This is a genomic window from Deferrisoma palaeochoriense (genome assembly GCF_054656955.1).
Genome location: NZ_BAAHXI010000036.1, coordinates 1 through 25,683 on the forward strand (window position 1 = coordinate 1; position 25,683 = coordinate 25,683).

Sequence of the window (25,683 nt, forward strand, 5' to 3'; positions counted from 1 at the left end):
GCCGGACGCTCTCGGAGATCTTCTTCCAGCGCTCCTCCCGCTCCTTGTTCCAGTAGCCCTTGATCCGCTTCCGGGCGTTGCCCCAGGCGAAGTTGTTCACGTGGAACTCTTCGTCGTCCTCGTGGGCCATGATGTCGCCGGCGAACGGGTTGTCGCCGATGGCCTTGAACATGTCGAGGGAGAGCTTGAAGAGTTCCTCGGGATGGGCAACCTGGATGTCCTTGGTGCCCCGCACCGCGATGGCCTTGAGCTTCTTGGCGCCCATGACCGCGCCCACGCCGCGCGAGGCGCTCCCGCTCGCGGACTCGATGGTGGCCATGTACACCCGGTTCTCGCCCGCCAGGCCGATGGCGGCCACCTGGGCTTCGGGTTGCCCGAGTTCCTCGCGAATCATCTTGGTGACGGTCTGGGGCCCCTTCCCCAGGAGATGCCGGGCGTCGCGAAGTTCCACCTTGTCGTTGTGGATCCACAGGTACACCCAGTCCGGGGACTCGCCCGTGAACACGATCTGGTCGTATCCCGCGTGTTTGAGCTCGGGTCCGAAAAAGGCGCCGAAAATGGAGTGGGCGTAGAGTCCGGTCTGGGGCGATATCGTGTTCACCATAGTCCGGTTCGCCCCCGGCACCGGCGTTCCCACCAGCAGGCCGGCCGTGAAAATGAGGAGGTTTTCGGGGTCGAAGGGCTGCACCTCCGGGCCCACGCGGTCCCAGAGGATCTTCGCCGCGGTGCCCTGACCGCCCAGGAACATCTCGGTCCACTTCGGGTCGGTGGGCACCTTGGCGATGGTGCCCTTCGTCAGATCCACCTCCAACCGATATCCGGTCTCGGCGTACCTCATGGCTCGTCCCTCTTACCGCTAGGTGTCTTCGTATCTCGCTCACCCGTCCTTCCCAGGGTCTCCTGCGAACGTGGTGGGACCCCGCGGTCTTTCCACGAATAGCAAGCCGTGTGCCAGTGGTTTATCGGGATGAGGGCTTGCGGGGAAGGCTTTCTGGCGGGCCGGGACGGGAAGGAGGGGGCGAATTCGGTAAAACTTAACCGAAGTCGGGGTGAACTCTGATCGAGCCGGGTTCCTCCGGAAACGAGAAAGGGCGCCGCGGTCGCGGCGCCCTCGGGACGCGATCGCCTTAGATCTCCCGTTCCAGGTTGATCGTGCGCGACGGGGCGAAGCCGTTGGCGCTGAAAAAGCGGATCAGGCGGGAGTCGTCCCAACTCACCAGGGTGTTGATCCTCTCCACGCCGAGCTTGCGCAGGTGCGCGATGAGTTCGTCGATGAGCTTCTGGCCCACGCCAAGGTTCTGGTAGTCGGGATCTACGCCGATCGTGTCGAGGGTGGCCCCCTCCCGGGAGATCCCGTACTGGCCGATGTACAGTTCGGCCATGACGAACCCAATGAGTTTTCCGTCCTCGGTTTCAGCCGCGAGAGATACAGGCACGTAGTCGGGCGAGCCGAAGAGCTTTTCGAACTTGGTCTGATAATATTCGCGGCGCGGAGCGCCCGACACCTTCGCGTCGATGGCCACCACCGCGTCCAAGTCGTTGGCCTCGAGGAACCGGATCCGGAAGGGCGTCGTGCTCATGGCCTCTCCTCTTCTGTCGGTTGGTTCACGTTTGCGGGGAACCCAGTGTGCCAGGCTGGCCCGACCTCGCAAGCCGCGGGCCGGGTGCCGGAGATCATCGCTCGGCGGACGCCCCGTTCGGCACAATCCGCTCCGCGTGGGCGTATGCCAGGAACCCGGCGCCCTTGGCCCGGCCGAGAAGGGTGATGCCCATGTCCCGGGCCCGGAGCACCGACTGGTGGGTCGGCACGCTGCGGGAGAGGACCACCGGGATCCCTGCCCGCCGGGCCTTGTGCAGCACCTCGGACGAGGTGCGCCCGGAACTCAGGAGGATGCACCGGGCCAGGTCGACCCCCCGGAACAGGGCGTCTCCGATGGCCTTGTCCACGGCGTTGTGGCGACCGACGTCGTCGAACCACCGCTCCGGCAGCTCCCCCTCCAGGCTCACGGCACCGGTATGGATGCCCCGGGTTCGGCGGTAATGGGGCGAGGCGCCCTGGAGGGCCCGGGCGAGGTCGTCGATCCGGGACGCGGGGACCCGCAGGGGGGATTCCAAGGGGCGACGGCCGGCGAGTTCCGCCACGGTGGCGAACATGACCCCTTTCCCACACCCGGAAGTGTAGACCCGCTTCCCCAGCAGCTCCACGTCCGGGGTGCGGGCGACCGCGCACTCCACCTTCCAGCGGGTAGGGTCCACCGACCACTCCCGAAGCTCCTCCGGCCCGCGCACAACGCCGGCCGAGAACAGGAACCCGAGAACCAGGCTCGGGATCTCGGTCGGGGTGCACAGGAGGGTGGCGACCTCGACGCCGTTGGCCTCAACGGTCAGCGGCACCTCGGACGGCACGTGCACGACCTCGGGGCTGCGGTCGCCGCCGGCGAACCGAACGGCCTCGAACTCCACGACCGCGCCGAGTTCTTCCTCTTGACTCATCTCGTGTCCCAGCGCGTCTGTGGCCCCGGGGACTAGGGGACCGGGTATTCCAGGCTGAGCCGCTGGCTCGGCACGAATCCCATATGGCCGAAAAACTTCAGGAGTCCAAAATCCTTCCAATCCACCAGGGTGTAGATCCGCTCCACCCCCGCCGCCCGCATGTTGGCCCGGAACTGGTCGAACAGGGCGCCGCCGACCCCCCGGTCCTGGAACGCGGGGTCGACCCCGAGGGTGTCCACCACGGCGGAGTTTTCCGGGATCCCGAACTCCCCGAAGAACAGGGTGCCCATGAGGAACCCCACGATTCTGCCGTCGGCCTCGGCCACCAGCGAGGCGTTGATCTGGGCCTCCTTGAGGCCCGCCACCTCGAACCTGTGGCGATAGTATTCCTCCCGGCGGTTGCCGGTGATCCTCTCGTCGATCGCGACCACGGCGTCGAGATCCTCGGGCCGCATCAACCGCACCGTGACCTCCAGACCCATCTACTCGCTCCTTGGTTTTACCACCGCGGTCGGGGATCGGCCCCCCGTGGGGCTTACGAGGCGTTTCGAGGTCGGGTGAACACCGCCCGGTAGTGTTCCGCGCCCCCGTCCGCGTCGAAACACGACGAGCAGCCCGTCGCACCGGCCCGGCACACCGTGAGGGCCGGCACGAGGCGCACCTCGAACCCCAGGGACCGATAGGTCTCCACGATCTCGCTCAGGCGCGGCTCGCACGCGATGTTTCTCCGAACCCAGCCCTCGCGCTCCAGTCGGGAGACCTCGGACGCGCTCTCTCGGTTCGGTGTGCACTTTCGCTTCGTCATGGCGCTCCGAGTCGCGAAACCCCGCCTCCTCCAGGTGGCCCAAAGGGCGGGTTTCCCCCTGGTCCGCCTCGGACGAGGCCGGCGGGCGCCGGTCACGCGGCGGCCGGCGCCTCGCCCCGGCGTTTCAGAAAGAGGGCGTGGGCGAACAGCGCGGCCCCCAGCGCCCCCGCGATCTGCGTGTCGTAGCGGGAGGGCAGGGCCTTTACCCCGAGGATCTCCTCGATGCGGCGCACCACCCCGATGTTCTTGGAGATCCCGCCGGTGACAAAGAAGTCCGGCTCCACGCCGACCCGTTGCAGCAGCGTCGCCACCCGTTCCGCCATCGCCCGGCAGTACGCGGCGATGACCTTGTTCTTGCTCCAGCCTTCCTTGAGTCGGGCCATGGCCTCGGTCTTGGCGAACACCACGCAGACGTTCGAGACGCCCGGGGGTTCCTGGTCGATGTCGAACGACCGCGGACCCAGTTCCTCGACGGGGACCTCCAGGAGGTCCGCGATCACCTCCATGCCCCGGCCTGTGCCCGCGGCGCACTTGTCGTTCATCAAGAAGTTGACCACCCGGCCCTGTTCGTCGATCCGGATGGCCTTACAGTCCTGGCCGCCCATGTCCAGGATGGTGCGGACCGTTGGGCCTCCCATGTGGTGGGCCCCCCGGCCGTGGCACGCGATCTCCGTGATCGCCTTGTCGGCGAAGGGCAGATTCACCCGGCCGTACCCGGTGCTCACCACGTAGTGGAGGTCGTCGAGCTTGAGCCCGGTGGGGCGGAACACCGCGTCCAGGGCCCGCTGGGCGGACTCGAGCGATCCGCCGGTGGTCCGTACCGTCGAGTACGCGTACAGTTCGCCGTCGAGGCAGACCACCGCCTCGGAGCTGACGCTGCCCACGTCGATCCCGAGGGTGACCACCCGGGCCTCCTTCCAATGGCGTTCCGGGGCGACCCAAACCCCTTCGCTCCAGCGCCAGTACTCGGGGCGATCCTTCATTCCACGTCCTTGTTGGGCCGCCGTTTACGGGGCTCGTTCGGCGGCCACGATCGCGGCGCCCACCGCGTCGGCCAACTCCGGCGCCTCGGGGATCAGGATTCGGTCCACCTCCAGCTTCTCCCTGAGGCACCGGACAAACCCCCGGTTTCGAGCGAGTCCGCCCAGGAGAACCACCTCGCCTTCGAGCTTCACGCGCCGGACCGTGGCCGAAACCCGGGTGGCGATCGCGTCGTTTACCGCGTGGGCGATATCCCGGGGGTCCACCCCGGAATGCATGAGCCCGACCACCTCGCTTTCGGCGAACACCGTGCACTGGGCGTTCATGGCGATCCGGGTGGTGCTCTGGAGGCTCTTCTCGCCGAATTCCTCCAGGGTCATCCCCAGGGCCCGGGCCATGGACTCCGTGAAGCTGCCGGACCCTGCGGCGCACTTCTCGTTCACCGCGGAGTCGAGCACCCGGCCCGCGCCGTCGGTCTTGACCGCCCGGCTCTCCTCGGCTCCCACCTCCACCACCGTCACTGCGCCCGGGAAGAAGAAGTTCGTGGCTCGTGCCGCCGCCGTGATATCGGTCACCGTGCTGTGCGCGTCTTCCGCCAGGACCCTGCCGGCCCCCGTGGCGGTGATGTGCGCTACGTCCTCCGGGTAGACCCCGGCGGTCGTCAGGGCGTCTCGGAGGAGGGCCGAGGCCCGGCGCGCCGGCTCGGCCCCGGCGGTATCGAAGGCGCTTCCCACGATCTCCCCGCCCCGGAGCACGGCCACCTTGATGGTGCGGCTACCGATGTCGATGCCTGCTGTGATCACGCTGCGCCTCCCCGAGGCTCGCCCGGCGATCGCCCGCCCCCGCCGGGCGGTGGTGGCCCGGGGTTCCCCCGTGTGCCCCCAAGGCCCGGGCGCGAACGAGACGTGTACCGTTCCCTGAGGCAATCGCCGTGCCATCGGCACCCCGCCACCCCGGGGGCTGGAAGATCGCGGCCGTGGAGGGCTGCGTCTCCCGGCGCGCGGTACCGGGCAAAGCGCTCCGTCGGGCCCAACACCCGGCCGCGTTTTCTTCTGGTTCGGGGGGAACGGCAGAGGATCGGGCGGGGAGCCGGTGCGGTGCCCAGAAGCGCCGGCGGCGCCGCCGGGGCCACGCCCCCCGGCCGTCCGGAAGCCCGGTGGGACGGCGCCGCGGCGGGAGCCTTCCGTCGCGGACGCCTCGATGAATGTCCACCGAGAGGATGGTGAAAAATGAACGGTTTTTCCGTTCCTCAGTCGAAGATGTTCTTTCCGTAGAAGATCTCCGTGATCTCCCGCTCCAGGAGGCTTCGGATCATCTCCCGTTCCTCCGCGGGGCGCTCGGCCTCGGAGTCCCCGAACAAGAACCGGTCGAGTTCCAGGTCGCGGAGCATCATCTTGGTGTGGAAAAGGTTCTCCTGGTAGATGTTGATGTCCACCGTGTGGTACTCGGCCAGGATCTCGGGATCGATGAACTCCTGGATGGACCGGATGTCGTGGTCGAGAAAGTGCTTCCGGCCGTCCACGTCCCGCGTGAATCCCCGGACCCGGTAGTCGATCACCACGACCTCCGACTCGAAGCTCCGGATCAGGTGGTTCAGGGCCCGCAGGGGGGAGATCTTTCCGCAGGTGCTCACGTCGATGTCTACCCGGAACGTGGAGATTCCGCTCGACCCGTCCGACTCGGGATAGGTGTGGGCCGCAAGGTGGCTCTTATCCAGATGGGCCACGTGGGCCTGGGACGCCGGAACCGTCACGGGTTCCTCGGCCACGAGCACGGTCACCGAGGCGCCCATGGGGTCGTAGTCCTGGCTGGCCAGATTCAGGATGTTGGCCCCGATGATGTCCGCCACCTCGGTGAGAATCCGGGTCAGGCGCTCCGAGTTGTATTCCTCGTCGATGTACTCCAGGTATTCCTGCCGAGCGTGGGGACTGCGCGCGTAGGAGATGTCGTAAATATTGAACGACAGGCTCTTGGTCAGGTTGTTGAACCCCTGGAGCTTGATGGGCCCGGCAGGTCGTTTCACAGGTCGCCTCCGTCGGAGCCGCCGTTCTCGAGACGGCGGAGTTGGGCCTCCGAAAAACCCAGGTAATGTCCGATCTCGTGCACGAGGGTGTCGCGGATGACCTCCTCCACTGAAAGCCCCCAGTCCCTGGCGTATCGTTCGATGGGCCGCTGGAACAGGACGATCCGATCGGGGAGGGTTCCGCTCAGGTCGTGGGTGCGTTCCGGGAGGGGCCATCCCTGGTAGAGGCCCAAGAGGCCCCACCGGTCGGCGATGCCCATCTCCTCCAGTGTCTCCGGGTCGGGCCAGTCCTCCACCCAGATGGTGACGTTGTGAAGGCGCGACAGGATCGCCCCGGGCAGCGTCTCGAGCTGGGCTTCTGCGATCTGTTCGAAGCGTTTTCGGTCCATCGTCCCTTCCGCAGAAACGCGCAAGTGTACGGGGGAGGACCGCACCGGTCAACGCCGAATGTTCAACCCGTCGGGGGGTGGCCCCCTTTCTGCAGAACGCCGACTGGGCTACCATGGCCCCCGTTCGGAAGGGGCGGGCCCGGATCCCGTGGGGCGCTGCTTTCCGCAGGCCCGCCGGACCGACGACCGTGGACCGAAGTGACTCGGAAGGAGGGACCGAAATGAAGCGCTGGATCGTTGGGGTTGCCAGTGCGGCCTTGCTGGGGCTAACGGTGGCTTGCGCGCCGAAGGCGGTGATCCTGAATCCGGGCCCGGTGCCCATGCAGGCCGAACCGGGGTGGGCCGACACGGCGGCGGCCTGGTCCCTTTGGGTCCGAAGCGCGAAGGATGCGCGTCCGCCCGAGAAGGCGGGCCAGCGGGTGGGGGTGCTCTACACCCGGTTCGAACGGAATCCGCAGGACGCCTTTCTGGAGACCAATCCCGCGGAGTACGTGGCTCAGCAACTGAGTCGTTATCTGCTTCACCGGGGGCTCGAGGCGTCGTCCCAGGAGAAGGCGAGGCTCTTTGTGGACGTGGAGCTCCAGGAGTTCGCCCTGGAGGAGGTGCCCGGCGCGCTGTGGGACGAGGTGGGGGTGCGGGTGGCCTATACGGTCGCGTTCGTGGAGCCCAACGGGACCGTGCTCGGCAAGGTGAAAGTCGAGGCCCAGAACCGGATCAAGGTGCCGGGCAACACGGCGCGGCGGGCCGAGCAGGCGTTCCGCGAGGCGCTCCTCGACACGTTCCGGGCCCTGGACCAGAGCGAGGAGTTCCGAAAAGTGGTGGAACGGCTGGGCGGCTGATGGGGCCTGCGCCAAGGCCCCCTCGGGTTTGGCCGGGCCCAACCGGAGACCCATGACCCGAGATGGACGGCGTCTCGAGCCCCGTTTCGTTCTCTACGAGAGGGCCGGCAGGGCCCTCTCCGACTTTTTCGGCCAATGGACAGGGGCCTTTTGCCGCCGGTGCCTCGAGGTGACCCGCCGGGCGCATCCCGGCGACCCGGCGGCCGACGTGGAGCTCCTGGAGGGAATCTTTCCGGGCTGCTGCCAGGCGGGGGTGGCGGACGGGTTCTGGATCCCGGGGTTGGGGGAGCAAGGGCGGTTTCCTCCCGAGTTCGTGGAGGGCCTGGAGGCCCGGCGCCGGCGCGTCTGTCGGATCCGGCCCGCCCCCCCGGCGTACCGTTTGCGCGAGAGGGCGACGGGCCGCGTCGTTCGAGGGATGGGATGCGCGTACCTGGGGCCCGCCGGCTGCCGGCTCGGCCCGTGGAAGGCGCCCCTGTGTTTCGGGTTCCTCTGCCGGGAGCCGGCCCGGGCGCTCGCCGAGGCGGTGGGAACGGATCTCCCCGCGTCCGATACCGACGATGCCGCCGGGGCGCGGGAGGTGTTCCGGGCCGTCGTGTTCGGGGAGCCGGAGGAGGCCGTGGCCCGGGTGGAAGAGATGGAACGGAGATTGCAAGAGTGGGCGGCCGTCCTCCGGGAACGGTTCGGGAACGGCGAGGGCCTGTACGCCTGGTGGTCGGGACGTCGATAGTCGGCAGGTCCCCCCAGACTCCCGCTTGACAGGCTTGTGATCGTTTTCATACCCTGCGCCCTCCGCGCCCCCGGGGGGGAGGGAACCGTTTCTTTCGGTTTCGCCGAATTCTCGTTTCGTTTTGCTTCAAAAAGGTGGGCCATGGCCGCGTTGGCGCTCCTCTTCCTCAGCGCCGTGCTCGTGAACAATTTCGTTTTGGCACGGTTCCTGGGGATCTGTCCGTTCCTCGGCGTGTCGAAGCGCACCGAGACCGCCGTCGGCATGAGCCTGGCGGTGCTCTTCGTGATGACCGTGGCCGGCGTGGTCACCTGGTTCCTCCAGACCCTCGTCCTCGTTCCCCTCGGCCTCGAATACCTCCAGACCATCGCGTTCATCCTGGTCATCGCCGCCCTGGTGCAGCTCGTCGAGATGGTGGTCCAGTACGTGAGCCCCGCCCTGTACCAGGCGCTCGGCATCTTTCTACCCCTCATCACCACGAACTGCGCCGTTTTGGGCCTGGCCGTCTTGAACGTCCAGCGAGGGCACGGCTTTCTGGAAACCGTCGTGTTCAGCGTGGGGGCGGCCCTGGGGTTCGGGCTCGCCCTGGTCTTGTTTTCGGGCATCCGGGAACGGCTCGACCTGGCCGACGTGCCCCGCCCGTTTCGGGGCACGGCCGTGGCGCTGGTGACGGCGGGGTTGTTGTCCCTGGCCTTCCTCGGGTTCGCCGGGCTGGTGAAGCAGTGAGGGCTGCGCCGTGATCACCGCCGTCGCCGTGCTCGGAGCCTTGGGCGCTCTGGCAGCCCTCGGCCTCGCCGTGGCCAGCCTGAAGTTCCGGGTGGAGGTGGATCCGCGGGTCGAGGAGGTCGAGGGGATCCTGCCGGGGGTGAACTGCGGCGCCTGCGGGTACGCGGGGTGCTCGGCCCTGGCGAAGGCTCTGGTGGCCGGGGAGGCCCCGCCCACGGCTTGCATTCCCGGGGGGGCGGATGTGGCCAAGGCGGTGGCCCGGATTCTCGGGGTGGAGGCGGGGGAGGCCGTGAAGCGGGTGGCCGTGGTGCACTGCAAGGGGACGCCCGCGGTGGCGCCCGACAGGGGTGAGTACCTGGGCATTCCCGACTGCCGTGCCGCGGCCCTCGTGGGCGGGGGACCCAAAGGGTGCCCGTACGGTTGCATGGGGCTCGGGACCTGCGAGCGGGTCTGCCCCTTCGACGCGATCCACGTGGGGCCCGACCGACTCGCCCACGTGGACCGGGAGCGGTGCACCGGGTGTGGGGCCTGCGTGGAGGCCTGCCCCAAGCGGATCATCGACCTTTTCCCCGCCGACCGCTACGTGTACATCCGCTGCACGAACCCCCACCGGGGCAAGGCCGTCACGTCCGTGTGCTCCGTGGGGTGCATCGGGTGCCGCCGGTGCGAGAAAACCTGCCCCTTCGGCGCGATCTCCATGGACCGGGATCTGGCGCGGATCGACCCGGCGAAATGTACCTCATGTGGGCTTTGCGCCACCGCGTGCCCCACCGGGAACATCGACGACCTGGTCGAGGTGCGCTACCGGGCCCGGATCGACGAGGCCACGTGCATCGGGTGCACCAAATGCACGAAGGTCTGCCCGGTGGAGGCGATCTCGGGGGAGCGCAAGCAGCCCCACCGTGTGGACCCCGAACGGTGCATCGGGTGTTACCAGTGCATGGAGGCGTGCCCGGTGAACGCGATCCATAAGGGCGAACCCCTGGAGCGGGGCGAGGGGGAGGCGGCGTGATGGCGGCCCGCACGTTCCCCCTGGGCGGGGTGCACCCGCCCGACCAGAAGCACCGGACCGCAGCAAAGCCGGTGGAACCGGCGCCCCTGCCGGAGCTTCTCGCGGTGCCCCTGAGCCAGCACATCGGGGCCCCCGCCCGGCCGGTGGTGAAGCGGGGCGACCGGGTGTTGGCGGGCCAGGTGGTGGGGGAGGCGACGGGGTTCGTCTCGGTACCGGTGCATGCCCCCACCTCGGGGAAGGTGGTGCGGGTCGAGGCCGCGCCCCATCCCCTGGGGCCGCCCCAGCCGGCGGTGTTCCTCGAGCCGGACGGCGAGGACGCCTGGGCCGAGCTCCCCGAACCCCTGGACATCGGGGCCGATCCCGACGCGATCCGCAGGCGAATCCAGGAGTCGGGGATCGTGGGCATGGGGGGCGCCACGTTTCCGACCCATGTGAAGCTCTCCCCGCCCCCGGAGTTCCCCATCGACACCGTGATCTTGAACGGGGTGGAGTGCGAGCCCTATCTCACGGCCGACCACCGGCTCATGCTGGAGGAGCCCGACCGGATCCTCCAGGGCCTTCGGGTGATTTTGGCGGTGTTCGGCCTGGAAAAGGGATTCATCGGCATCGAGGAGAACAAGCCCGACGCCATCGAGCTCCTCGGCCGAAAGGCCCGGGAGGCAGGGTTTGCCGAGGTCGTGCCCCTCAAGGTGAAGTACCCGCAAGGGGCGGAAAAGCAGCTCATCAAGGCCGTCACGGGGCGCGAGGTGCCCTCGGGGCAGCTCCCCATGGCTGTGGGCGCCGTGGTCCAGAACGTGGGCACGGCCGCGGCCATCTGGGATGCCGTGTCCGCCGGCCGCCCGCTCGTGGAGCGGATCACCACGGTGACCGGCGACGGGGTCCGGGAGCCCAAGAACCTCCGGGTGCGGATCGGCACCCCGGTGCGCCATCTGGTCGGGGCTGCCGGGGGGCTCCAAGACGAGCCGGGAAAGCTCATCCTCGGGGGACCGATGATGGGGATCGCCCACCACGACCTGGACGTTCCCGCGGTCAAGGGCACCTCGGGGGTGCTGGTGCTTCCCCGGCGCCAGGTGCGCACCGCGCCGGAGGGCCCGTGCATCCGGTGCGGACGGTGCGTGGACGCCTGCCCCATGGGACTTTCCCCCACGACCCTGAGGTCGCTGATCGCCCGGGATCTCGTGGCCGAGGCCGACGAGTGGAACGCCCTGGACTGCATCGAGTGCGGCTCGTGTGCGTTCGTGTGCCCCTCGGCGATCCCGCTCGTCCAGGCCATCCGCGAGGCCAAGGGCCGCGTGATGGCCCGCCGCCGGAAGGCCGGCTCGTAGCGGCGGGAAGGCGGGTAGGCTGGAAGGCTAGAAGGCTGGAAAGCTAGGAAGCTGGGAAGCTGGAAGGCGTGGGAACGATTTACGATTCACGATTCACGACTCCCGAAATACGACCCCCGTTCCCCTAAGGATTTGGGACCGTGAGCAACCCCAACGACCCCAAGTGGATCCTGTCGTCCTCGCCCCACGTGTTCGAGGGCGAGTCGACCGCCCGGATCATGTGGCAGGTGGTCGCGGCGCTCGCGCCCGCGGCCCTTTGGGGCGTGTACGCCTTCGGGCCCAGGGCCCTGTGGGTGATCGGGTGGTGCATCGTCGGCGCGGCCCTGGCCGAGGAGGTCTCGGTGCGGCTCCGGGGTCGGCCGAGCGCCCTCGGCGACGGGTCGGCGGTGCTCACCGGGCTCTTGCTCGCCATGAATCTGCCCGCCACGAGCCCCTGGTGGATGGCCCTGGTGGGGGGCGCCGTGGCGATCGTCCTGGGCAAACAGGTGTTCGGGGGCCTGGGCCAGAACCCGTTCAACCCCGCGCTCGTGGCCCGGGTGTTCCTTCTCGTCTCCTTCCCGGTGGCCATGACCGACTGGCGGGTCCCGGGGGGCGCGCTGGCCGACGCGGTTACGGCGGCCACTCCCCTGGGGGCGGCCAAGACCGCGGTGGCGACCCACGGGGCCCTGGGGGACGCCCTGGCGGGGATCCCCTGGTGGAAGCTGTTCGTGGGGCTCCAGCCCGGGAGCCTCGGCGAGGTGTCGGAGCTCCTGCTCCTCGTGGGCGCGGCTTATCTCTTGTGGCGCCGGATCGTGACCTGGGACATCCCGGTGGCGTTCCTCGGCACCCTGGTGGGCGTCACGGCCATCGCCTGGGCCGCGCGGCCCGCCGCCGTGGTCCCCCCCTGGACCCAGCTCGTTGCGGGCGGCGCCGTGCTCGGGGCCTGTTTCATGGCCACCGACATGGTCACAAGCCCGTTGACCGCCCGGGGGCGGTGGATCTTCGGCATCGGGTGCGGGCTCCTCACGGCGGTGATCCGGCTGTGGGGGGGCTACCCCGAGGGGGTGAGCTTCGCGATCCTCCTGATGAACGCGGCGGTGCCCCTGATCGACCGGTTCACCCGGCCCCGGAAGTTCGGCTGGGTGCCCCAGGAAAGGGGGGCGTCATGAGGGACATGGTCCGGATGGTCGGGGTGCTCACCGCCGTGTGCGTGGTGGCCGCCCTGGGCCTCGCCAAGGTCTACGACCTCACGGAGGAGCCGATCCGGGAGGCCCTGCGCCAGGAGCTTCTGCGGGCCGTGCGGGCGGTGCTCCCGGAGTTCGACAACGACCCGGCCGCGGACGCCCGGGTGATCGACGGCCGCACCTTCTACCTGGCCCGCAAAGGCGGCGAGCCGGTGGGGGCCGCCACCGAGGCGGCCTCGCCCGAGGGGTACGGCGGGTGGATCCGGGCCCTGGTGGGGGTGGACCGGGACGGCCGGGTCACCGGGGTGGTGATCCTGCAGCACGCCGAGACCCCCGGGCTGGGGGCCAAGGCGGCCGATCCGGGGTACCTGGCCCAGTTCAAGGGCAAGGGCCTTCGCGACGCCAACTGGGCGGTGAAGAAGGACGGGGGCGACTTCGACCAGATCACCGGCGCCACGATCACCCCCCGGGCCCTCATCAAGGGCATCCGGGAGGCCCTGGAGGCCTTCGAGGCCGCCAAGCCGCGGCTCTTCGCCCCCGGAGGTGCGGGATGAGCGCCGTGGTCCCGGGGCATGGGCTTCCCAGCCTCCCAGCCCCCCAGCTTTCTTGCTTCCCAGCTTCCTAGCTTCCCAGCTTTCTCGCTTCCCCGCGGAAATCCGCCATGAGCCTTGTGCAACAGTTTTGGAAAGGCATCACCAAGGAGAACCCCACCTTCCGGCTGGTCCTGGGCATGTGCCCCACGCTCGCCGTGACCACCGAGGCGGTCAACGGCATCGGCATGGGGCTCGCCACGACGTTTGTGCTCCTTTGCTCCAACGCTGTGGTGAGCCTCATCCGAAACGCCATCCCGGCCAAGGTCCGGATCCCCGCCTACATCGTGGTGATCGCCACCTTCGTGACCGTGGTGGACCTCGTGATGAACGCCTATGCCCACGATCTGCACAAGGCCCTGGGGGTGTTCATCCCGCTCATCGTGGTGAACTGCGTGATCCTGGGCCGAGCCGAGGCGTTCGCGTCCAAACACCCGCTCCTTCCCGCCCTGGCCGACGGTTTGGGCATGGGCCTGGGGTTCACCCTGAGCCTGACGCTGCTGGGCAGCATCCGGGAGGTCCTGGGGAACGGCACCTGGTTCGGGCTGCCCCTTTTGGGGCAGGGGTTTGAGCCGGTGATCGCCATGATCCTTCCGCCGGGCGCGTTCATCACGCTGGGTATTTTGCTGGCCTGCATCAACGCCTGGGAGGGCCGAGCCGCCCGGCGGGCGTGAGGAATTTCCGGCGGTTTCAAAACCTTACAGAATTCGTGCCGGAATGAACGGCGGTTTTGTGCTTGACAGCGCAAATTGGGCCCAAGTAGCATACCGCGCGCCTTGTACCGGGGATTCACAAAGTGAGGCGGCCCCGGGGTTCCTCGGAGGGCCAGGGAGGATGGGATGCTCCAAAATTACGTTCCGATCCTGATCCTGTTTCTGCTGGCGGCCGGGTTCGGCCTGGGCACGGTGCTGATCTCCTCGGTGCTGGGGCCCCGCCGGCCCGACCCCGACAAGCTCTCCACCTACGAGTGCGGGATGGAGGTGGACCCCGGCGCTCGCCAACCCTTCGACGTGAAGTACTACCTGGTCGCCATGGCGTTCCTGGTGTTCGACGTCGAGGTGGTGTTCCTCTACCCCTGGGCCGTGAAGTTCAAGGCCCTCGGGCTCTTTGGGTTCGTCGAGATGCTGGTGTTCCTGTTCATCCTCCTGGTGGGCTACGTGTACATCTGGAGGAAAGGAGTGCTGGAATGGGAGTAGAGACCAAGCTGCCCCCGGTCCTGGTGACGAAGCTGGAGAAGCTGGTCGGCTGGGCCCGGAAGAACTCGATCTGGCCCGCCACCTTCGGGCTCGCCTGCTGCGCCCTCGAGATGATGGTGGCCTCCTCGGCCTCCTACGACATCGCCCGGTTCGGCGCCGAGGTGTTCCGCCCCTCCCCCCGCCAGTCCGACCTCATGATCGTGGCCGGCACCGTCACGAAGAAGATGGCGGCCATGGTCCAGAAGATCTACCGCCAGATGCCCGAGCCCAAATGGGTCATCGCCTACGGCACCTGCGCTTGCTCCGGCGGCATCTTCAACGTGTACAACACCGTGCAGGGGGTGGATCAGTTCCTGCCCGTGGACGTGTACGTGCCCGGGTGCCCCCCCCGGCCGGAGCAGCTCCTGGCCGCGCTGATCAAGCTCCAGGACAAGATCGCCCAGGAGAAGTTCTCCGACCGGCCCGACACCGCCGCGGCCGCCGGGTAGGGCCGAGCCGGTTCCTTCGCGTTCCAGGGAGAGAGGGGCTGCCATGAGCGACCTCACCGCGATCGTTGACCTCCTCAAGGCCGAGTTCGGCGACGCGATCCTCGGCCACCACGAGTTCCGCGGCCAGCTGAGCGTGGTGGTGGCCAAGGACCGCATCGTGGACGTGGCCACGTTCTGCCGCGACGACGAGCGGCTGGCGTTCAATATGCTCGCCGACCTGACGGCCGTCGACCGCATGCCCCGGACCCCCCGGTTCGAGGTCGTGTACAACCTCTACTCCTTCCCCCACAACCGCCGGCTGCGCCTGAAGGCCCCCGTGGAGGAGAACGACACGGTCCCCACGGTGGAGGGGGTGTGGAAGGCGGCCAACTGGCTCGAACGGGAGGTCTACGACCTCTTTGGCATCGTGTTCGACGGCCACTCCGACCTGCGGCGCATCCTCCTGTGGGACGGGTATGTGGGGCATCCGCTCCGGAAGGACTTCCCGCTGGAGGGCATTCCCCAGAAGGTGGTCTACCGCTGAGCGACGCGCCCGGCCCGAGGCGCCGGCCATCCCCGGAGGTCGAGATGTCCGAGACCAAGAACATGATCGTCAACATGGGGCCCCAGCACCCGGCCACCCACGGGGTGCTCCGGGTGGTGCTGGAGCTCGACGGCGAGACCGTGGTGAAGGCGACCCCCCACCTGGGGCACCTGCACCGGGGGTTGGAAAAGCTCGCCGAGACGAAGACCTACCACCAGGCCCTGACCCTCACCGACCGCATGGACTACACCGGGGCGCTGATCAACAACCTGGGGTACTGCCTCGCGGTGGAAAAGCTCCTGGGCATCGAGGACCAGATCCCGGAGCGGGCCAACGTGCTCCGGGTGTGCCTGGCCGAGCTCCAGCGGATCGCCGGGCACCTCCTGTGGCTCGCGACCCACGCCCTGGACATCGGGGCCATGACGGTCCTGTTCTACTGCTTCCGCGAGCGTGAAACCGTTATCGACCTGCTCGAGGACGTCACCGGCGCCCGGCTCACCCCGAGCTTCATCCGGATCGGGGGCCTCGCCCAGGACGCGCCGCCCGTGTTCTTCGAGAAGGCCCGGGCGTTCGTCAAGGAGTTCCCGTCGCGCATCGACGAGTACGAGCTCCTCCTCACCAACAACAAGATCTGGCGCAACCGCACCGAGGGTATCGGGATCATCTCGAAGGAGGAGTGCATCCAGTACGCCATCACCGGGCCGGTGCTCCGGGCGGCCGGGGTCAAATGGGACGTGCGAAAGGCCCTGCCCTACTGCGGGTACGAGACCTACGACTTCGAGATCCCCACGGGCACGGTGGGCGACGTGTTCGAGCGGTACCTGGTGCGCCTGGCGGAGATGCGCCAGTCGATCCGGATCGTGGAGCAGGCCCTCGACCGCATGCCCGACGGGCCGGTGATGGCCGACGTGCCCGAGATCACGCCGCCGCCCAAGGAGACCGTGTACGAGGACATCGGGTGCCTGATCCGGCACTTCAAGCTCATGAGCGGCGGGTTCAAGGCGCCCGAGGGCGACGTGTACATGAGCGTCGAGGCCACCAAGGGGGAGCTCGGCTACTACCTGGTCTCCGACGGAAGCGAGAAGCCCTACCGGTTCCGCGTGCGGCCGCCCTGCTTCATCAACCTCCAGGCCCTGGAGGACATGATCAAGGGCCGGATGGTGGCCGACGTGATCGCGGTGATCGGTTCCCTGGACATCGTGCTCGGCGAGATCGACCGCTGAGCCGGGCGAGGAGAGGGGTTCATGGCTGATCGGATTTTCTCCAGTTGGGGCGGTCAGGTCCTCGACAGCCGCCAGGGAACGGCCCAGGGGGCCGACGACCTGCCGGTGCCCCGGTCGCTTCCCTCCGGCACCCCGCTCCTGGGCCTCATGGGGTGGGACGGCATCGCGCTCTGGGACGGCCGGGCCAACCCCGTCGACATGGCCCGGGCCTACGCCGAGGGGCTGGTGCGCTACTCCTGCGGCCAGTGCGTGCCTTGCCGGGTGGGGAGCAAGGTGATCCTCGACGCCCTGGCCCGGGTGTGCGAGGGCCGGGGGGAGGCCGCCGACGTGGCCGCCGTGGAGCGGCTGGCCGGGCGGCTCCGCGACCAGGCCATGTGCGACCTGGGTCGCTCCTGCGGCAAGGCGTTCACCGACTTCGTCACCCATTTCCGCGCCGAGCTCGACGAGGCCGTGAAGGCGAAGGCCCCGATCCCCCGGGGCGAGTACCGGTTCAAGCTGACGGCCCCGTGCAAGAGCGCCTGCCCGGCCCACCTCGACATCCCCACCTACGTCGAGCTCATCAAGAAGGGCCGGTTCGAGGACAGCCTCGAGGTGATCCGGCAGGACAACTGCCTGCCCGGCACCGTCGGCCGGGTGTGCGTGCGTCCCTGCGAGTTCAACTGCCGGCGCCAGAACGTGGACGGCCCCATCCAGATCAAGTACCTCAAGCGGTTCGTGGCCGACTACGAGCTCGACCGGAACCGCCCCCCCCGGCTCCCCAAGCCCGTGATCGACAAGGAGAAGGTGGCGATCGTGGGCGCCGGGCCGGCGGGGCTGTCCTGCGCCTACTACCTGGCGCAACTTGGGTACGACGTGACGGTGTTCGAGGCCCTGCCCGAGCCGGGGGGCATGGCCGCCGTGGGCATCCCCGACTACCGCCTGCCCCGCCCGATCCTGCGCCGGGAAGTGGACCTCATCGCCGGCATGGGGGTCACCATCAAGTACAACACCGAGATCGGCCGGGACGTCACCTGGGACGACCTCGTGAAGGGCGAGTTCAAGGCCGTGTTCCTCGCTGTGGGGGCGCGGCTCGGCACGGGGCTCGGGGTGCCGGGCGAGAAGGAGGCCAAGGAAGGGTTCATGCGGGGGGCCGATTTTCTGCGCGATGTGGCCCTCGGCAAGCCCGTGTTCGTGGGCAAGCGCCTGGTGGTCGTGGGCGGCGGCAACGTGGCCATCGACTGCGTGCGCACGGCGCTTCGGCTGGGCTACGAGAAGGTGACGCTCGTCTACCGCCGCACCGAGGCCGAGATGCCGGCCGACAAGGTGGAGATCGCCGACGCCAAGGCCGAGGGCATCGAGTTCCTGTTCCTCACCAACCCCACCCGGCTCGTCCTGGACGAGGACGGCAAGGTCAAGGGCGTGGAGCTCCAGAAAATGGCGCTCGGCGAGCCCGACGCTTCGGGCCGGCGGCGCCCGGTGCCGGTCGAGGGCAGCGAGTTCGTGCTCGAGACCGACGCCGTGATCCCGGCCATCGGCCAGGCCATCGATCTGGGCTTCCTGCCCGAGGACGGCCCGGTGAAGGCGGACCGCTGGAAGCAGATCCAGGTGGAGGGCCTGAACAAGCTTGCCGCGGTCGTGGACGGGGTGGGGGTGTTCTCGGCCGGCGACTGCGTGACCGGTCCCCTGACCCTGATCGCGGGGCTGGCCGGCGGCAAGGAGGCCGCGTTCCAGATCGACCGGTTCCTCCGGGAGGGCCGCACCGAGGCCCTGGAGGAGTGGGTCATGAACGAGTACGTGGCCCAGCTCAAGCCCTACGACGCGGCCGAGGACGTGGGCGTGCCGGCCACCACCGAGCCGGCCCACATCCACCACGTGCCCGTGGAGGAGCGGATCCGGGACTTCCGGGAGGCCGAGATCGGGTTCACCCACGAGGAGGCCATCGCCGACGCGAGCCGGTGCCTCAGGTGCTACCGGCTGCTGATGGTGGCCCCCGAGCCGGAGGCCCCGGGTTCGTAGGGAGGGCGAGGGATCCCTTTTGGGGCGCCGGACCTCCGGGGGTGCCGAGCCTTCCAGCCTTCTAGCTTCCGAGCCTCCTAGCCTCTTAGCCGAAACAACGAGGGGAAGCGCATGGTCAACGTGACGATCGACGGTGTCCGGGTCGAGGTGCCCAAAGGGGCCACGATCCTCGAGGCGGCCCAGCAGGCGGGGATCCGGATCCCCACCCTGTGCTACCTCAAGAAGCTCTCCCCCATCGGGTCGTGCCGGATGTGCGTGGTGGAGGTGGAGGGCTGCTCGAAGCCCGTGACCGCCTGCGACACCCCGGCCGGCGACGGCATGGTGGTGACCACCGACTCCGAGGAGCTCCGGGAGATGCGGCGCGACGTGCTGCGGCTCCTCCTGGTGCGCCACCCCCTGGACTGCCCGGTGTGCGACAAGGGCGGCGAGTGCGATCTCCAGGACCTGGTGTACGAGTTCGGGGTCACCGCCGAGAGTTACCGCACCGAGCCCTTCGAGCGGGACGTGCCCCGGTACGTCTCCCCCTTCATCCGGCAGTGGCCGGACCGGTGCGTGCTGTGCGGCCGGTGCGTGCGGGCCTGCAAGGAGGTGAAGGGGGTCGGGTGCATCCAGATCGTGGACAACGGGTTCCACTCGTACATCGGGCCCGTGCCGGGCGTGGAGTGCATCTCCTGCGGGGAGTGCCTGAGCGTGTGCCCGGTGGGGGCGCTGACCGACAACGTCCATCCCACCAAGGCCCGGATCTGGCAGGCCGAGCGCACGACCACCACCTGCGGGTACTGCGGGGTGGGCTGCCAGCTCGAGCTCAACACCCTGAACGGCCAGATCCTCCGGGTCACCACCACCGACTTCGACAAGGCCCCCAACTACGGGAGCCTGTGCGTGAAGGGCCGGTTCGGGTGGGAGTTCGTGAACCACCCCGACCGGCTTGAAAAACCCCTGGTCCGCAAGAACGGGGAGCTCGTGGAGTCCACCTGGGACGAGGCCCTGGGCCTGGTGGCCCAGCGGCTCCAGGCCATAAAGGACGAGCACGGCGCCAACGCCATCGGCGGGCTCGCGAGCGCCCGGTGCACCAACGAGGAAAACTACCTCTTCCAGAAGTTCATGCGCGCGGTGGTCGGCACCAACAACGTCGACCACTGCGCACGGCTCTGACACAGCGCCACCGTGGCCGGTCTGGCCACCAGCTTCGGTTCCGGCGCGATGACCAACTCCATCGCCTGCTTCGACAAGTCGGAAGCGTTCCTGGTCATCGGCTCCAACACCACCGAGAACCACCCGATCATCGGCGACCGGGTCAAGCGGGCAATCACTCGGCGGGGCGCCAAGCTCGTGGTGATCGACCCCCGGCGGATCGAGCTCGCCGAGTACGCCAACGTGTTCATCCAGGTGAAGCCGGGCCACAACATCCCGGTCCTCCTGGGCATGATGCACGTGATCCTCAAGGAGAACCTCCACGATCCGGACTACATCGCCGAGCGGTGCGAGGGGTTCGAGGAGTTCGCGGCGAGCCTCGAGGGCTACAGCCCCGAGAAGGTCCAGGAGATCACCGGGATCGACGCGGAGTTGATCCGCAAGGCGGCCCGGATCTACGCCGGCGCCAAGCCCGCCGCCATCCTCTACGCCATGGGCGTCACCCAGCACACCCAGGGCACCGACGCCGTGAAGTGCCTCGCGAACCTGGCCATGATGACCGGGAACGTGGGCGTCGAGGGCGGCGGGGTGAACCCCCTGCGGGGCCAGAACAACGTGCAGGGCGCCAGCGACATGGGCGGGCTCCCCAACGTGGTCACCGGGTACCAGAAGGTCTCCGACGACGAGGCCATGGCCAAGTTCGACGAGGCCTGGGGCCGCAAGGTCCCCCGGGAGCCGGGGCTCACGCTCACCGAGATGACCCACGCGGCTCTGGAGGGGAAGATCCGGGCCCTCTACATCATGGGCGAGAACCCCATGATCACCGACCCGGACCTCAACCACATCGAAAAGGCCCTCGACAGCCTCGACTTCCTGGTTGTCCAGGACATCTTCCTCACCGAGACGGCGGCCAAGGCCGACGTGGTGCTGCCCGCCTGCTCGTTCGCCGAGAAGGACGGCACCTTCACGAACACCGAGCGCAAGGTCCAGCGGGTGCGCGCCGCGCTGGCGCCCCGGGGCGAGTCGAAGCCCGACTGGCAGATCCTCCAGGAGCTCTCGACCCGGATGGGCTACCCCATGAGCTACGCCCATCCCCGGGAGATCTTCGACGAGATCGCGTCGCTCACCCCGAGCTACGCCGGCATCGACTACGACCGGATCGAGAAGGAAGGCATCCCCTGGCCCTGCCCCTCGAAGGACCACCCGGGAACCCCGATCCTCCACGTGGGCGGGTTCGCCCGGGGGAAGGGCCTGTTCCAGGCCGTGGAGTACAGGGGGCCCGCCGAGGAGCCGGATGAGGAGTACCCCTTGCTGCTCACCACGGGCCGGGAGCACCCCCACTACCACTCGGGCACCATGACCCGCCGGTGCGCCCGCATCAACGACTGCTTCCCCGAGGGATTCCTCGAGATGCACCCGGTCGACGCCGAGCGCCTCGGCATCCGGACGGGCGACACGGTGCGGGTGGCGAGCCGGCGGGGCGAGATCACCACCAAGGTCAAGGTGGTGGACCGGCCGGCCCCCGGCACGGTCTTCATGAGCTTCCACTACAGCGAATCGCCGGTGAACGTGCTCACCAACCCGGCCACCTGCCCGGTGGCCAAGATCCCGGAATACAAGGTGACCGCGGTACGGGTGGAGAAGGCCTAGTTCGCTGAAAACGGCGGGTCCATCCGGGGCCTGCGCGTTGCGCGGGGAGACGATCATGGTGGATTTCCTGATCGAAAGCATCGTGAAGGTGCTCGTGGTGTTCGGGGTGCTCATGCTGACGGTGGCCTACACCACCTGGCTCGAGCGACGGGTCCTGGGCCGGATCCAGGTGCGCCACGGCCCGAACCGGGTGGGCCCCTTCGGGCTGCTGCAGCCCATCGCCGACGGGATCAAGGGGTTCTTCAAAGAGGACATCGTGCCGGCCAACGCCGACAAACTCGTGTACGTGCTGGCGCCGGTCCTGTCCATCGTGCCCGCGCTCCTGATCGTGGCGGTGATCCCGTTCGGCGACTCGATCCACCTCTTCGGCCGGGAGATCGCCCTTCGCATCACCGACGTGAACGTGGCGCTGCTGTACATCCTGGGCCTCGCGGGGCTCGGGGAGTACGGGGTCATGCTCGGGGGCTGGGCCTCGAACAACCGGTACGGCCTCCTGGGGTCCCTTCGGACCGCGGCCCAGATGATCAGCTACGAGCTCGCCCTCGGGCTCACCCTGATCAGCGTGATCATGGTGAGCGGGAGCCTCTCGCTCGTGGAGATCGTGAACACCCAGCAGGTGTGGTGGAACTGCTTCAAGCAGCCCCTGGCGTTCTTCCTGTTCCTCATCTGCGGCCTGGCCGAGATCAACCGGACCCCGTTCGACATGCCCGAGGCCGAGGCCGAGCTCGCCTGCGGGTTCAACATCGAGTACTCGAGCATGAAGTTCGCCATGTTCTTCATGGCCGAGTACGCCCACATGATCTCTCTGGCCATGATCATCACCTGCCTGTTCCTGGGCGGGTGGAACCTGCCCTTCGGCATCGCCACCCCGGGGCTTCTCAAGTTCCCGGTGTTCGTGGCCAAGGTGTTCGTGCTGGTGTTCTTCTTCATCTGGGAGCGGGGCACGTTCCCCCGTCTCCGCTACGACCAGATCATGCGTCTGGGGTGGAAGTGGCTCATGCCCCTGGCGCTCGCCAACATCTTCGTGACCGGCGTGGTGGTCACGGCGATGGCCTAAGCCCGGCAGCCAAGGAGAAGAGCCCATGGCCGTCATCACCCCCCTTCTGAAGGGGCTCGCGTTCACCCTGAAGCGGTTTTTCTCGAAGCCGATCACCTACCAGTACCCGGAGCAGAAACGGGAACCCTCCGAGCGCTGGCGGGGCCTGCACCGGCTCAAGACCGAGGACGGACGGCTGAAGTGCGTGGCCTGCGGCCTGTGCGAGGCCGTATGCCCGGCCAAGGTGATCACCGTGGAGGCCAAGGAGACCCCCGACGGCCGGCGGTTTCCGAACCGGTTCGTGATCGAGGTCACCCGGTGCATCTTCTGCGGGTACTGCCAGGAGGCGTGCCCCAAGGACGCCATCGAACTGACCCGCAACTACGAGTTCTGCGGCTACACCCGGGAGGAGTTCCACATGACCCGGGACGTTCTGGCCCGCAACTAGACGGAGGGCGACCCCATGGCGCTAGCGATGTTCTTCGTGTTCGCCGCCTTCGCGGTGCTGGGTGGGATCGGGGTGATCCTGGCCCGGAACCCGATCCACAGCGCCCTGAGCCTGGTGGGCACCATGGTGAGCCTGGCCGTGATCTACCTGCTCCACCACGCGGAGTTCATCTTCGCGATCCAGCTCATGGTGTACGCCGGGGCGATCATGACCCTGATCGTGTTCGTGATCATGCTCCTGGACATCCGGCAGGAGGAGGCCGAGCAGGAGCGGCTCGGGTTCGGAAGGGTGATCGGCATGGTGCTCGCCGGGCTCATGGTGGTGGTGCTCCTGGTGCCGGCGGGGGCGGGCCTCATGGGCAAGCCCGGCGACATGACCGAGGAGGTCCTGGCCCGGGTGGGGAGCGTGCAGTTCCTGTCGGAAAAGCTCTTCACCAGCTATCTCCTGCCCTTTGAGATCGCCTCCGTGCTCCTCCTGGTGGGGCTCGTGGGGGCGGTGGCGCTGGCAAAGAAGAAGCTCTAGTTCCGGACCGGGGCTCGCCCCCGGCGCGGCGTGGAGGACGAGGCGATGATTCCGTTCGAGTATTCCATGGGGCTTTCGGCCGTGCTGTTCGGCCTCGGGGTGGTGGGCGTGATGGTGCGGCGCAACCTCATCGTGCTCCTCATGTGCGTGGAGCTCATGCTCAACGCCGTGAACCTCGCGTTCGTGGCCGTGGCCGACCACCTCAACAGCGTCGAGGGGCTCCTGTACGTCTTTTTCGTCATGACGGTGGCGGCCGCCGAGGCGGCCGTGGGGCTCGCGATCGTGGTGGCCCTGTACCGGGCCCGCCGGTCCGTGCACGCCGACGAGATCAGCCTGCTCAAGGGCTAAACACCGGCTCGCCTGAGGGAGGCGTCCCATGCTCGACCTGATCTGGCTCATCCCGTTCTTCCCCATGGTGGGCGCCCTGGTGAACGGGCTCTTCGGGCGCAAGCTTCCGAAGGGGCTCGTGGCCACGGTGGCCTGCGGGAGCGTGTTCCTTTCGTTCCTCGTGTCGGTGGGCGCGTTCTTCAGCCTGAAGGCCCTGCCGCCCGCCGAGCGGGTGTTCGAGCAGGTGATCTTCGAGTGGATCGCGAGCGGATCCACGAAGGTGACCCTGGGCTACCTGCTCGATCCCTTGAGCTGCGTCATGATCCTGGTGGTGACCGGGGTCGGGTTCCTGATCCACGTGTACTCCGTGGGGTACATGGCCCACGACCCCGGGTTCAGCCGCTACTTCACCTACCTGAACCTCTTTTGCTTCGCCATGCTCACCCTGGTCCTCGGCAACAGCTTCCTCGTGCTGTTCGTGGGCTGGGAGGGCGTGGGGCTGTGCTCGTACCTGCTGATCGGGTTCTGGTTCGAGGACGCGGCCAAGGCCGCGGCCGGTATGAAGGCGTTCATCGTGAACCGGATCGGGGACTTCGGGTTCCTGCTCGGGATGTTCCTGATCTTCTGGAAGTTCGGCACCCTGGACTTCCGGGCCGTGATGGAGCAGGCGCCCCACGTGCTCGTGGCCGGCGGGGCCATCGTGACCGCGATCACGCTCCTCCTGTTCGTGGGGGCCACCGGGAAGAGCGCCCAGATCCCGCTCTACGTCTGGCTCCCCGATGCCATGGCCGGCCCGACCCCGGTGTCGGCGCTGATCCACGCCGCCACCATGGTGACCGCCGGGGTGTACATGATCGGCCGGTGCAACGTGCTCTACTCCATGGCCCCCACCTCCATGACCGTGGTGGCCACCATCGGGGCCCTGACGGCGCTCTTTGCCGGCACCATCGCCATCACCCAGTTCGACATTAAGAAGGTGCTCGCCTACTCCACGGTGAGCCAACTCGGGTACATGTTCACCGCCATGGGCGTGGGCGCCTACGCCGCGGGCATCTTCCACCTCATGACCCACGCCTTCTTCAAGGCCTGCCTGTTCCTCGGGTCCGGTTCGGTGATCCACGGCATGCACGAGGAGCAGGACATGCGCAAGATGGGCGGCCTGCGAAAGCACATGCCCCACACCTACTGGACGTTCCTGATCGCCACCATCGCAATCGCGGGCCTGCCGCCCCTGGCCGGGTTCTTCTCCAAGGACGAGATCCTCTGGAACGCCTGGGCCAACGGGTTCAAGTTCCAGTGGTTCCTGGGGTTCGTGGCGGCCGGCATCACCGCCTTCTACATGTTCCGGCTGGTGTTTATGACCTTTTTCGGAAAGGAGCGGTTCGACCCCCACGAGGTCCACGTGCACGAGTCCCCCGCCACCATGACCGTGCCCCTGTGGATCCTGGCCGTGCTCTCGATCGTGGGCGGCTGGGTCGGCATCCCGGCGGCCCTGGGGGGCGCGAACCACTTCCACCACTGGTTAGCCCCGGTGATGGGCGGGGCCCACGAGGCGGCCGAAGGGGTGAAGCACGCCGCGGGCGGGCTGGGCCTGGTAACCACGGCCTGGGCGTCCGAGGCCGCGGGCCACGCCGCCGAGGCCGCCGGCCACCACGACCCGGCCGAGTACGCCCTGATGTTCTTGAGTGTGGCCTACGCGCTCCTGGGGATCCTGGTGGCGTACATCTGCTACATCGCCAAGCCCGACATCCCGGCCAAGGTGGCCGAGAAGTTCCGGGGGCTCTACGAGCTCCTCTACAACAAGTACTTCGTGGACGAGATCTACCAGGCGGTGTTCGTGGAGGGCACCCTGGCCCTGGCCACGTTCTGCTACGCCTTCTTCGACGTGGTGGTGATCGACGGCATCGTGAACGGCGTCGGGTTCCTGGTGCGCGCGGTGGGCTCGGGTCTGCGGCGGTTCCAGACCGGGCAGGTGCAGGCCTATGCGCTCTCGATCCTGCTGGGGGCCGTGATCCTGGTGGGCTACTACGCCGTGGTGGCCTCGTTCTAAGAGGGGTGGAGGAGAGGTTGG

28 protein-coding genes are annotated in these 25,683 nt (G+C 68.1%); 19 read left to right on the top strand and 9 right to left on the bottom strand.

Going from position 1 to position 25,683, the window contains the following annotated elements; translation table 11 throughout:
* The 9 genes from ACYQ8L_RS10995 to ACYQ8L_RS11035 form a co-directional block, all read right to left on the bottom strand.
* Positions 1 to 838 (bottom strand): aldehyde ferredoxin oxidoreductase N-terminal domain-containing protein (locus tag ACYQ8L_RS10995; protein WP_459941842.1); only part of this gene is annotated, 838 nt, incomplete at its 3' end.
* A 289-nt stretch (positions 839 to 1,127) separates the two neighbouring features.
* The gene (locus ACYQ8L_RS11000) at positions 1,128 to 1,580 is read right to left on the bottom strand and encodes a GNAT family N-acetyltransferase (protein WP_459941843.1); all 453 of its coding nucleotides are present in this window, start codon (positions 1,578 to 1,580) and stop codon (positions 1,128 to 1,130) included.
* A gap of 94 nt (positions 1,581 to 1,674) precedes the next feature.
* Positions 1,675 to 2,493: a formate dehydrogenase accessory sulfurtransferase FdhD gene (gene fdhD / locus ACYQ8L_RS11005; protein ID WP_459941844.1), complete on the bottom strand. Its 819-nt coding sequence runs from the start codon at positions 2,491 to 2,493 to the stop codon at positions 1,675 to 1,677.
* A gap of 32 nt (positions 2,494 to 2,525) precedes the next feature.
* Complete coding sequence (locus ACYQ8L_RS11010) at positions 2,526 to 2,975, bottom strand: GNAT family N-acetyltransferase (protein ID WP_459941845.1); 450 nt, start codon at positions 2,973 to 2,975, stop codon at positions 2,526 to 2,528.
* Positions 2,976 to 3,028: 53 nt separating this feature from the next.
* Positions 3,029 to 3,298: a hypothetical protein gene (locus ACYQ8L_RS11015; protein ID WP_459941846.1), complete on the bottom strand. Its 270-nt coding sequence runs from the start codon at positions 3,296 to 3,298 to the stop codon at positions 3,029 to 3,031.
* 92 nt (positions 3,299 to 3,390) lie between these two features.
* Positions 3,391 to 4,281 (bottom strand): benzoyl-CoA reductase, bzd-type, subunit Q, encoded by an 891-nt coding sequence (bzdQ, locus tag ACYQ8L_RS11020; RefSeq protein WP_459941847.1) that lies wholly within the window; start codon positions 4,279 to 4,281, stop codon positions 3,391 to 3,393.
* Between the two features lie 24 nt (positions 4,282 to 4,305).
* Positions 4,306 to 5,082, bottom strand: coding sequence for an acyl-CoA dehydratase activase (locus ACYQ8L_RS11025; RefSeq protein ID WP_459941848.1), 777 nt, complete (start codon positions 5,080 to 5,082; stop codon positions 4,306 to 4,308).
* 446 nt (positions 5,083 to 5,528) lie between these two features.
* A complete protein-coding gene (gene speD / locus ACYQ8L_RS11030; RefSeq protein WP_459941849.1) occupies positions 5,529 to 6,302 on the bottom strand; it encodes an adenosylmethionine decarboxylase in 774 nt (257 codons plus the stop codon).
* A complete protein-coding gene (locus ACYQ8L_RS11035) occupies positions 6,299 to 6,691 on the bottom strand; it encodes a metallopeptidase family protein (protein WP_459941850.1) in 393 nt (130 codons plus the stop codon). Before ACYQ8L_RS11035 ends, speD begins: the two co-directional genes overlap by 4 nt.
* Before the next feature lie 221 nt (positions 6,692 to 6,912).
* Between ACYQ8L_RS11035 and ACYQ8L_RS11040 the strand changes: the two genes are divergently transcribed.
* The 19 genes from ACYQ8L_RS11040 to nuoL all read left to right on the top strand — a co-directional run bounded on the left by ACYQ8L_RS11040 (position 6,913) and on the right by nuoL (position 25,662).
* Positions 6,913 to 7,530 (top strand): hypothetical protein, encoded by a 618-nt coding sequence (locus tag ACYQ8L_RS11040; protein ID WP_459941851.1) that lies wholly within the window; start codon positions 6,913 to 6,915, stop codon positions 7,528 to 7,530.
* A 52-nt stretch (positions 7,531 to 7,582) separates the two neighbouring features.
* A complete protein-coding gene (locus ACYQ8L_RS11045; protein ID WP_459941852.1) occupies positions 7,583 to 8,257 on the top strand; it encodes a hypothetical protein in 675 nt (224 codons plus the stop codon).
* 141 nt (positions 8,258 to 8,398) lie between these two features.
* A complete protein-coding gene (gene rsxA, locus ACYQ8L_RS11050; protein ID WP_459941853.1) occupies positions 8,399 to 8,980 on the top strand; it encodes an electron transport complex subunit RsxA in 582 nt (193 codons plus the stop codon).
* A 10-nt stretch (positions 8,981 to 8,990) separates the two neighbouring features.
* Positions 8,991 to 9,992 carry an RnfABCDGE type electron transport complex subunit B gene (locus ACYQ8L_RS11055; protein ID WP_459941854.1) on the top strand — a complete coding sequence of 334 codons (1,002 nt, stop codon included), beginning with the start codon at positions 8,991 to 8,993 and terminating at the stop codon, positions 9,990 to 9,992.
* Positions 9,992 to 11,317, top strand: a complete 1,326-nt coding sequence (gene rsxC / locus ACYQ8L_RS11060) for an electron transport complex subunit RsxC (RefSeq protein ID WP_459941855.1) — start codon at positions 9,992 to 9,994, stop codon at positions 11,315 to 11,317. The genes ACYQ8L_RS11055 and rsxC overlap by 1 nt, the downstream gene beginning before the upstream one ends.
* Positions 11,318 to 11,457: 140 nt before the next feature.
* Entirely contained in the window at positions 11,458 to 12,465 is a 1,008-nt protein-coding gene (locus ACYQ8L_RS11065; RefSeq protein ID WP_459941856.1) for an RnfABCDGE type electron transport complex subunit D, read from the top strand.
* Positions 12,462 to 13,034, top strand: coding sequence for an RnfABCDGE type electron transport complex subunit G (locus ACYQ8L_RS11070; protein ID WP_459941857.1), 573 nt, complete (start codon positions 12,462 to 12,464; stop codon positions 13,032 to 13,034). Before ACYQ8L_RS11065 ends, ACYQ8L_RS11070 begins: the two co-directional genes overlap by 4 nt.
* 107 nt (positions 13,035 to 13,141) lie before the next feature.
* On the top strand, positions 13,142 to 13,744 hold the full coding sequence (rsxE, locus tag ACYQ8L_RS11075; protein WP_459941858.1) for an electron transport complex subunit RsxE: 603 nt from the start codon (positions 13,142 to 13,144) through the stop codon (positions 13,742 to 13,744).
* Positions 13,745 to 13,909: 165 nt separating this feature from the next.
* Complete coding sequence (locus tag ACYQ8L_RS11080) at positions 13,910 to 14,266, top strand: NADH-quinone oxidoreductase subunit A (RefSeq protein WP_459941859.1); 357 nt, start codon at positions 13,910 to 13,912, stop codon at positions 14,264 to 14,266.
* Entirely contained in the window at positions 14,257 to 14,754 is a 498-nt protein-coding gene (locus ACYQ8L_RS11085) for an NADH-quinone oxidoreductase subunit B (RefSeq protein ID WP_459941860.1), read from the top strand. Before ACYQ8L_RS11080 ends, ACYQ8L_RS11085 begins: the two co-directional genes overlap by 10 nt.
* Before the next feature lie 43 nt (positions 14,755 to 14,797).
* Positions 14,798 to 15,277, top strand: a complete 480-nt coding sequence (locus ACYQ8L_RS11090) for an NADH-quinone oxidoreductase subunit C (protein ID WP_459941861.1) — start codon at positions 14,798 to 14,800, stop codon at positions 15,275 to 15,277.
* A gap of 44 nt (positions 15,278 to 15,321) precedes the next feature.
* On the top strand, positions 15,322 to 16,500 hold the full coding sequence (gene nuoD / locus ACYQ8L_RS11095) for an NADH dehydrogenase (quinone) subunit D (RefSeq protein WP_459941862.1): 1,179 nt from the start codon (positions 15,322 to 15,324) through the stop codon (positions 16,498 to 16,500).
* 21 nt (positions 16,501 to 16,521) lie between these two features.
* Complete coding sequence (locus ACYQ8L_RS11100; protein WP_459941863.1) at positions 16,522 to 18,495, top strand: FAD-dependent oxidoreductase; 1,974 nt, start codon at positions 16,522 to 16,524, stop codon at positions 18,493 to 18,495.
* A gap of 111 nt (positions 18,496 to 18,606) precedes the next feature.
* Positions 18,607 to 21,279 (top strand): formate dehydrogenase subunit alpha, encoded by a 2,673-nt coding sequence (fdhF, locus tag ACYQ8L_RS11105; protein ID WP_459941864.1) that lies wholly within the window; start codon positions 18,607 to 18,609, stop codon positions 21,277 to 21,279.
* A 55-nt stretch (positions 21,280 to 21,334) separates the two neighbouring features.
* Positions 21,335 to 22,336 carry an NADH-quinone oxidoreductase subunit NuoH gene (gene nuoH, locus ACYQ8L_RS11110; protein ID WP_459941865.1) on the top strand — a complete coding sequence of 334 codons (1,002 nt, stop codon included), beginning with the start codon at positions 21,335 to 21,337 and terminating at the stop codon, positions 22,334 to 22,336.
* Positions 22,337 to 22,361: 25 nt separating this feature from the next.
* Positions 22,362 to 22,763 carry an NADH-quinone oxidoreductase subunit NuoI gene (nuoI, locus tag ACYQ8L_RS11115; protein WP_459941866.1) on the top strand — a complete coding sequence of 134 codons (402 nt, stop codon included), beginning with the start codon at positions 22,362 to 22,364 and terminating at the stop codon, positions 22,761 to 22,763.
* A gap of 15 nt (positions 22,764 to 22,778) precedes the next feature.
* A complete protein-coding gene (locus ACYQ8L_RS11120) occupies positions 22,779 to 23,285 on the top strand; it encodes an NADH-quinone oxidoreductase subunit J family protein (protein WP_459941867.1) in 507 nt (168 codons plus the stop codon).
* Positions 23,286 to 23,330: 45 nt separating this feature from the next.
* Positions 23,331 to 23,633 carry an NADH-quinone oxidoreductase subunit NuoK gene (gene nuoK / locus ACYQ8L_RS11125; RefSeq protein WP_459941868.1) on the top strand — a complete coding sequence of 101 codons (303 nt, stop codon included), beginning with the start codon at positions 23,331 to 23,333 and terminating at the stop codon, positions 23,631 to 23,633.
* 28 nt (positions 23,634 to 23,661) lie between these two features.
* The gene (nuoL, locus tag ACYQ8L_RS11130) at positions 23,662 to 25,662 is read left to right on the top strand and encodes an NADH-quinone oxidoreductase subunit L (protein WP_459941869.1); all 2,001 of its coding nucleotides are present in this window, start codon (positions 23,662 to 23,664) and stop codon (positions 25,660 to 25,662) included.
* Positions 25,663 to 25,683: the final 21 nt, after the last annotated feature.

What these genes read in the sequence shown, in the direction of transcription:
- nuoI (WP_459941866.1), top strand. Translation starts at nt 22,362, where the DNA reads ATGGCCGTCATCACCCCCCTTCTGAAGGGGCTCGCGTTCACCCTGAAG.
- ACYQ8L_RS11100 (WP_459941863.1), top strand. Translation starts at nt 16,522, where the DNA reads ATGGCTGATCGGATTTTCTCCAGTTGGGGCGGTCAGGTCCTCGACAGC.
- ACYQ8L_RS11080 (WP_459941859.1), top strand. Translation starts at nt 13,910, where the DNA reads ATGCTCCAAAATTACGTTCCGATCCTGATCCTGTTTCTGCTGGCGGCC.
- nuoL (WP_459941869.1), top strand. Translation starts at nt 23,662, where the DNA reads ATGCTCGACCTGATCTGGCTCATCCCGTTCTTCCCCATGGTGGGCGCC.
- nuoK (WP_459941868.1), top strand. Translation starts at nt 23,331, where the DNA reads ATGATTCCGTTCGAGTATTCCATGGGGCTTTCGGCCGTGCTGTTCGGC.
- rsxE (WP_459941858.1), top strand. Translation starts at nt 13,142, where the DNA reads ATGAGCCTTGTGCAACAGTTTTGGAAAGGCATCACCAAGGAGAACCCC.
- ACYQ8L_RS11000 (WP_459941843.1), bottom strand. Translation starts at nt 1,580, where the DNA reads ATGAGCACGACGCCCTTCCGGATCCGGTTCCTCGAGGCCAACGACTTG.
- ACYQ8L_RS11010 (WP_459941845.1), bottom strand. Translation starts at nt 2,975, where the DNA reads ATGGGTCTGGAGGTCACGGTGCGGTTGATGCGGCCCGAGGATCTCGAC.
- nuoH (WP_459941865.1), top strand. Translation starts at nt 21,335, where the DNA reads ATGGTGGATTTCCTGATCGAAAGCATCGTGAAGGTGCTCGTGGTGTTC.
- ACYQ8L_RS11045 (WP_459941852.1), top strand. Translation starts at nt 7,583, where the DNA reads ATGACCCGAGATGGACGGCGTCTCGAGCCCCGTTTCGTTCTCTACGAG.
- nuoD (WP_459941862.1), top strand. Translation starts at nt 15,322, where the DNA reads ATGTCCGAGACCAAGAACATGATCGTCAACATGGGGCCCCAGCACCCG.
- ACYQ8L_RS11015 (WP_459941846.1), bottom strand. Translation starts at nt 3,298, where the DNA reads ATGACGAAGCGAAAGTGCACACCGAACCGAGAGAGCGCGTCCGAGGTC.
- rsxC (WP_459941855.1), top strand. Translation starts at nt 9,992, where the DNA reads ATGGCGGCCCGCACGTTCCCCCTGGGCGGGGTGCACCCGCCCGACCAG.
- ACYQ8L_RS11035 (WP_459941850.1), bottom strand. Translation starts at nt 6,691, where the DNA reads ATGGACCGAAAACGCTTCGAACAGATCGCAGAAGCCCAGCTCGAGACG.
- ACYQ8L_RS11120 (WP_459941867.1), top strand. Translation starts at nt 22,779, where the DNA reads ATGGCGCTAGCGATGTTCTTCGTGTTCGCCGCCTTCGCGGTGCTGGGT.
- bzdQ (WP_459941847.1), bottom strand. Translation starts at nt 4,281, where the DNA reads ATGAAGGATCGCCCCGAGTACTGGCGCTGGAGCGAAGGGGTTTGGGTC.
- ACYQ8L_RS11040 (WP_459941851.1), top strand. Translation starts at nt 6,913, where the DNA reads ATGAAGCGCTGGATCGTTGGGGTTGCCAGTGCGGCCTTGCTGGGGCTA.
- ACYQ8L_RS11070 (WP_459941857.1), top strand. Translation starts at nt 12,462, where the DNA reads ATGAGGGACATGGTCCGGATGGTCGGGGTGCTCACCGCCGTGTGCGTG.
- rsxA (WP_459941853.1), top strand. Translation starts at nt 8,399, where the DNA reads ATGGCCGCGTTGGCGCTCCTCTTCCTCAGCGCCGTGCTCGTGAACAAT.
- fdhD (WP_459941844.1), bottom strand. Translation starts at nt 2,493, where the DNA reads ATGAGTCAAGAGGAAGAACTCGGCGCGGTCGTGGAGTTCGAGGCCGTT.
- ACYQ8L_RS11085 (WP_459941860.1), top strand. Translation starts at nt 14,257, where the DNA reads ATGGGAGTAGAGACCAAGCTGCCCCCGGTCCTGGTGACGAAGCTGGAG.
- ACYQ8L_RS11090 (WP_459941861.1), top strand. Translation starts at nt 14,798, where the DNA reads ATGAGCGACCTCACCGCGATCGTTGACCTCCTCAAGGCCGAGTTCGGC.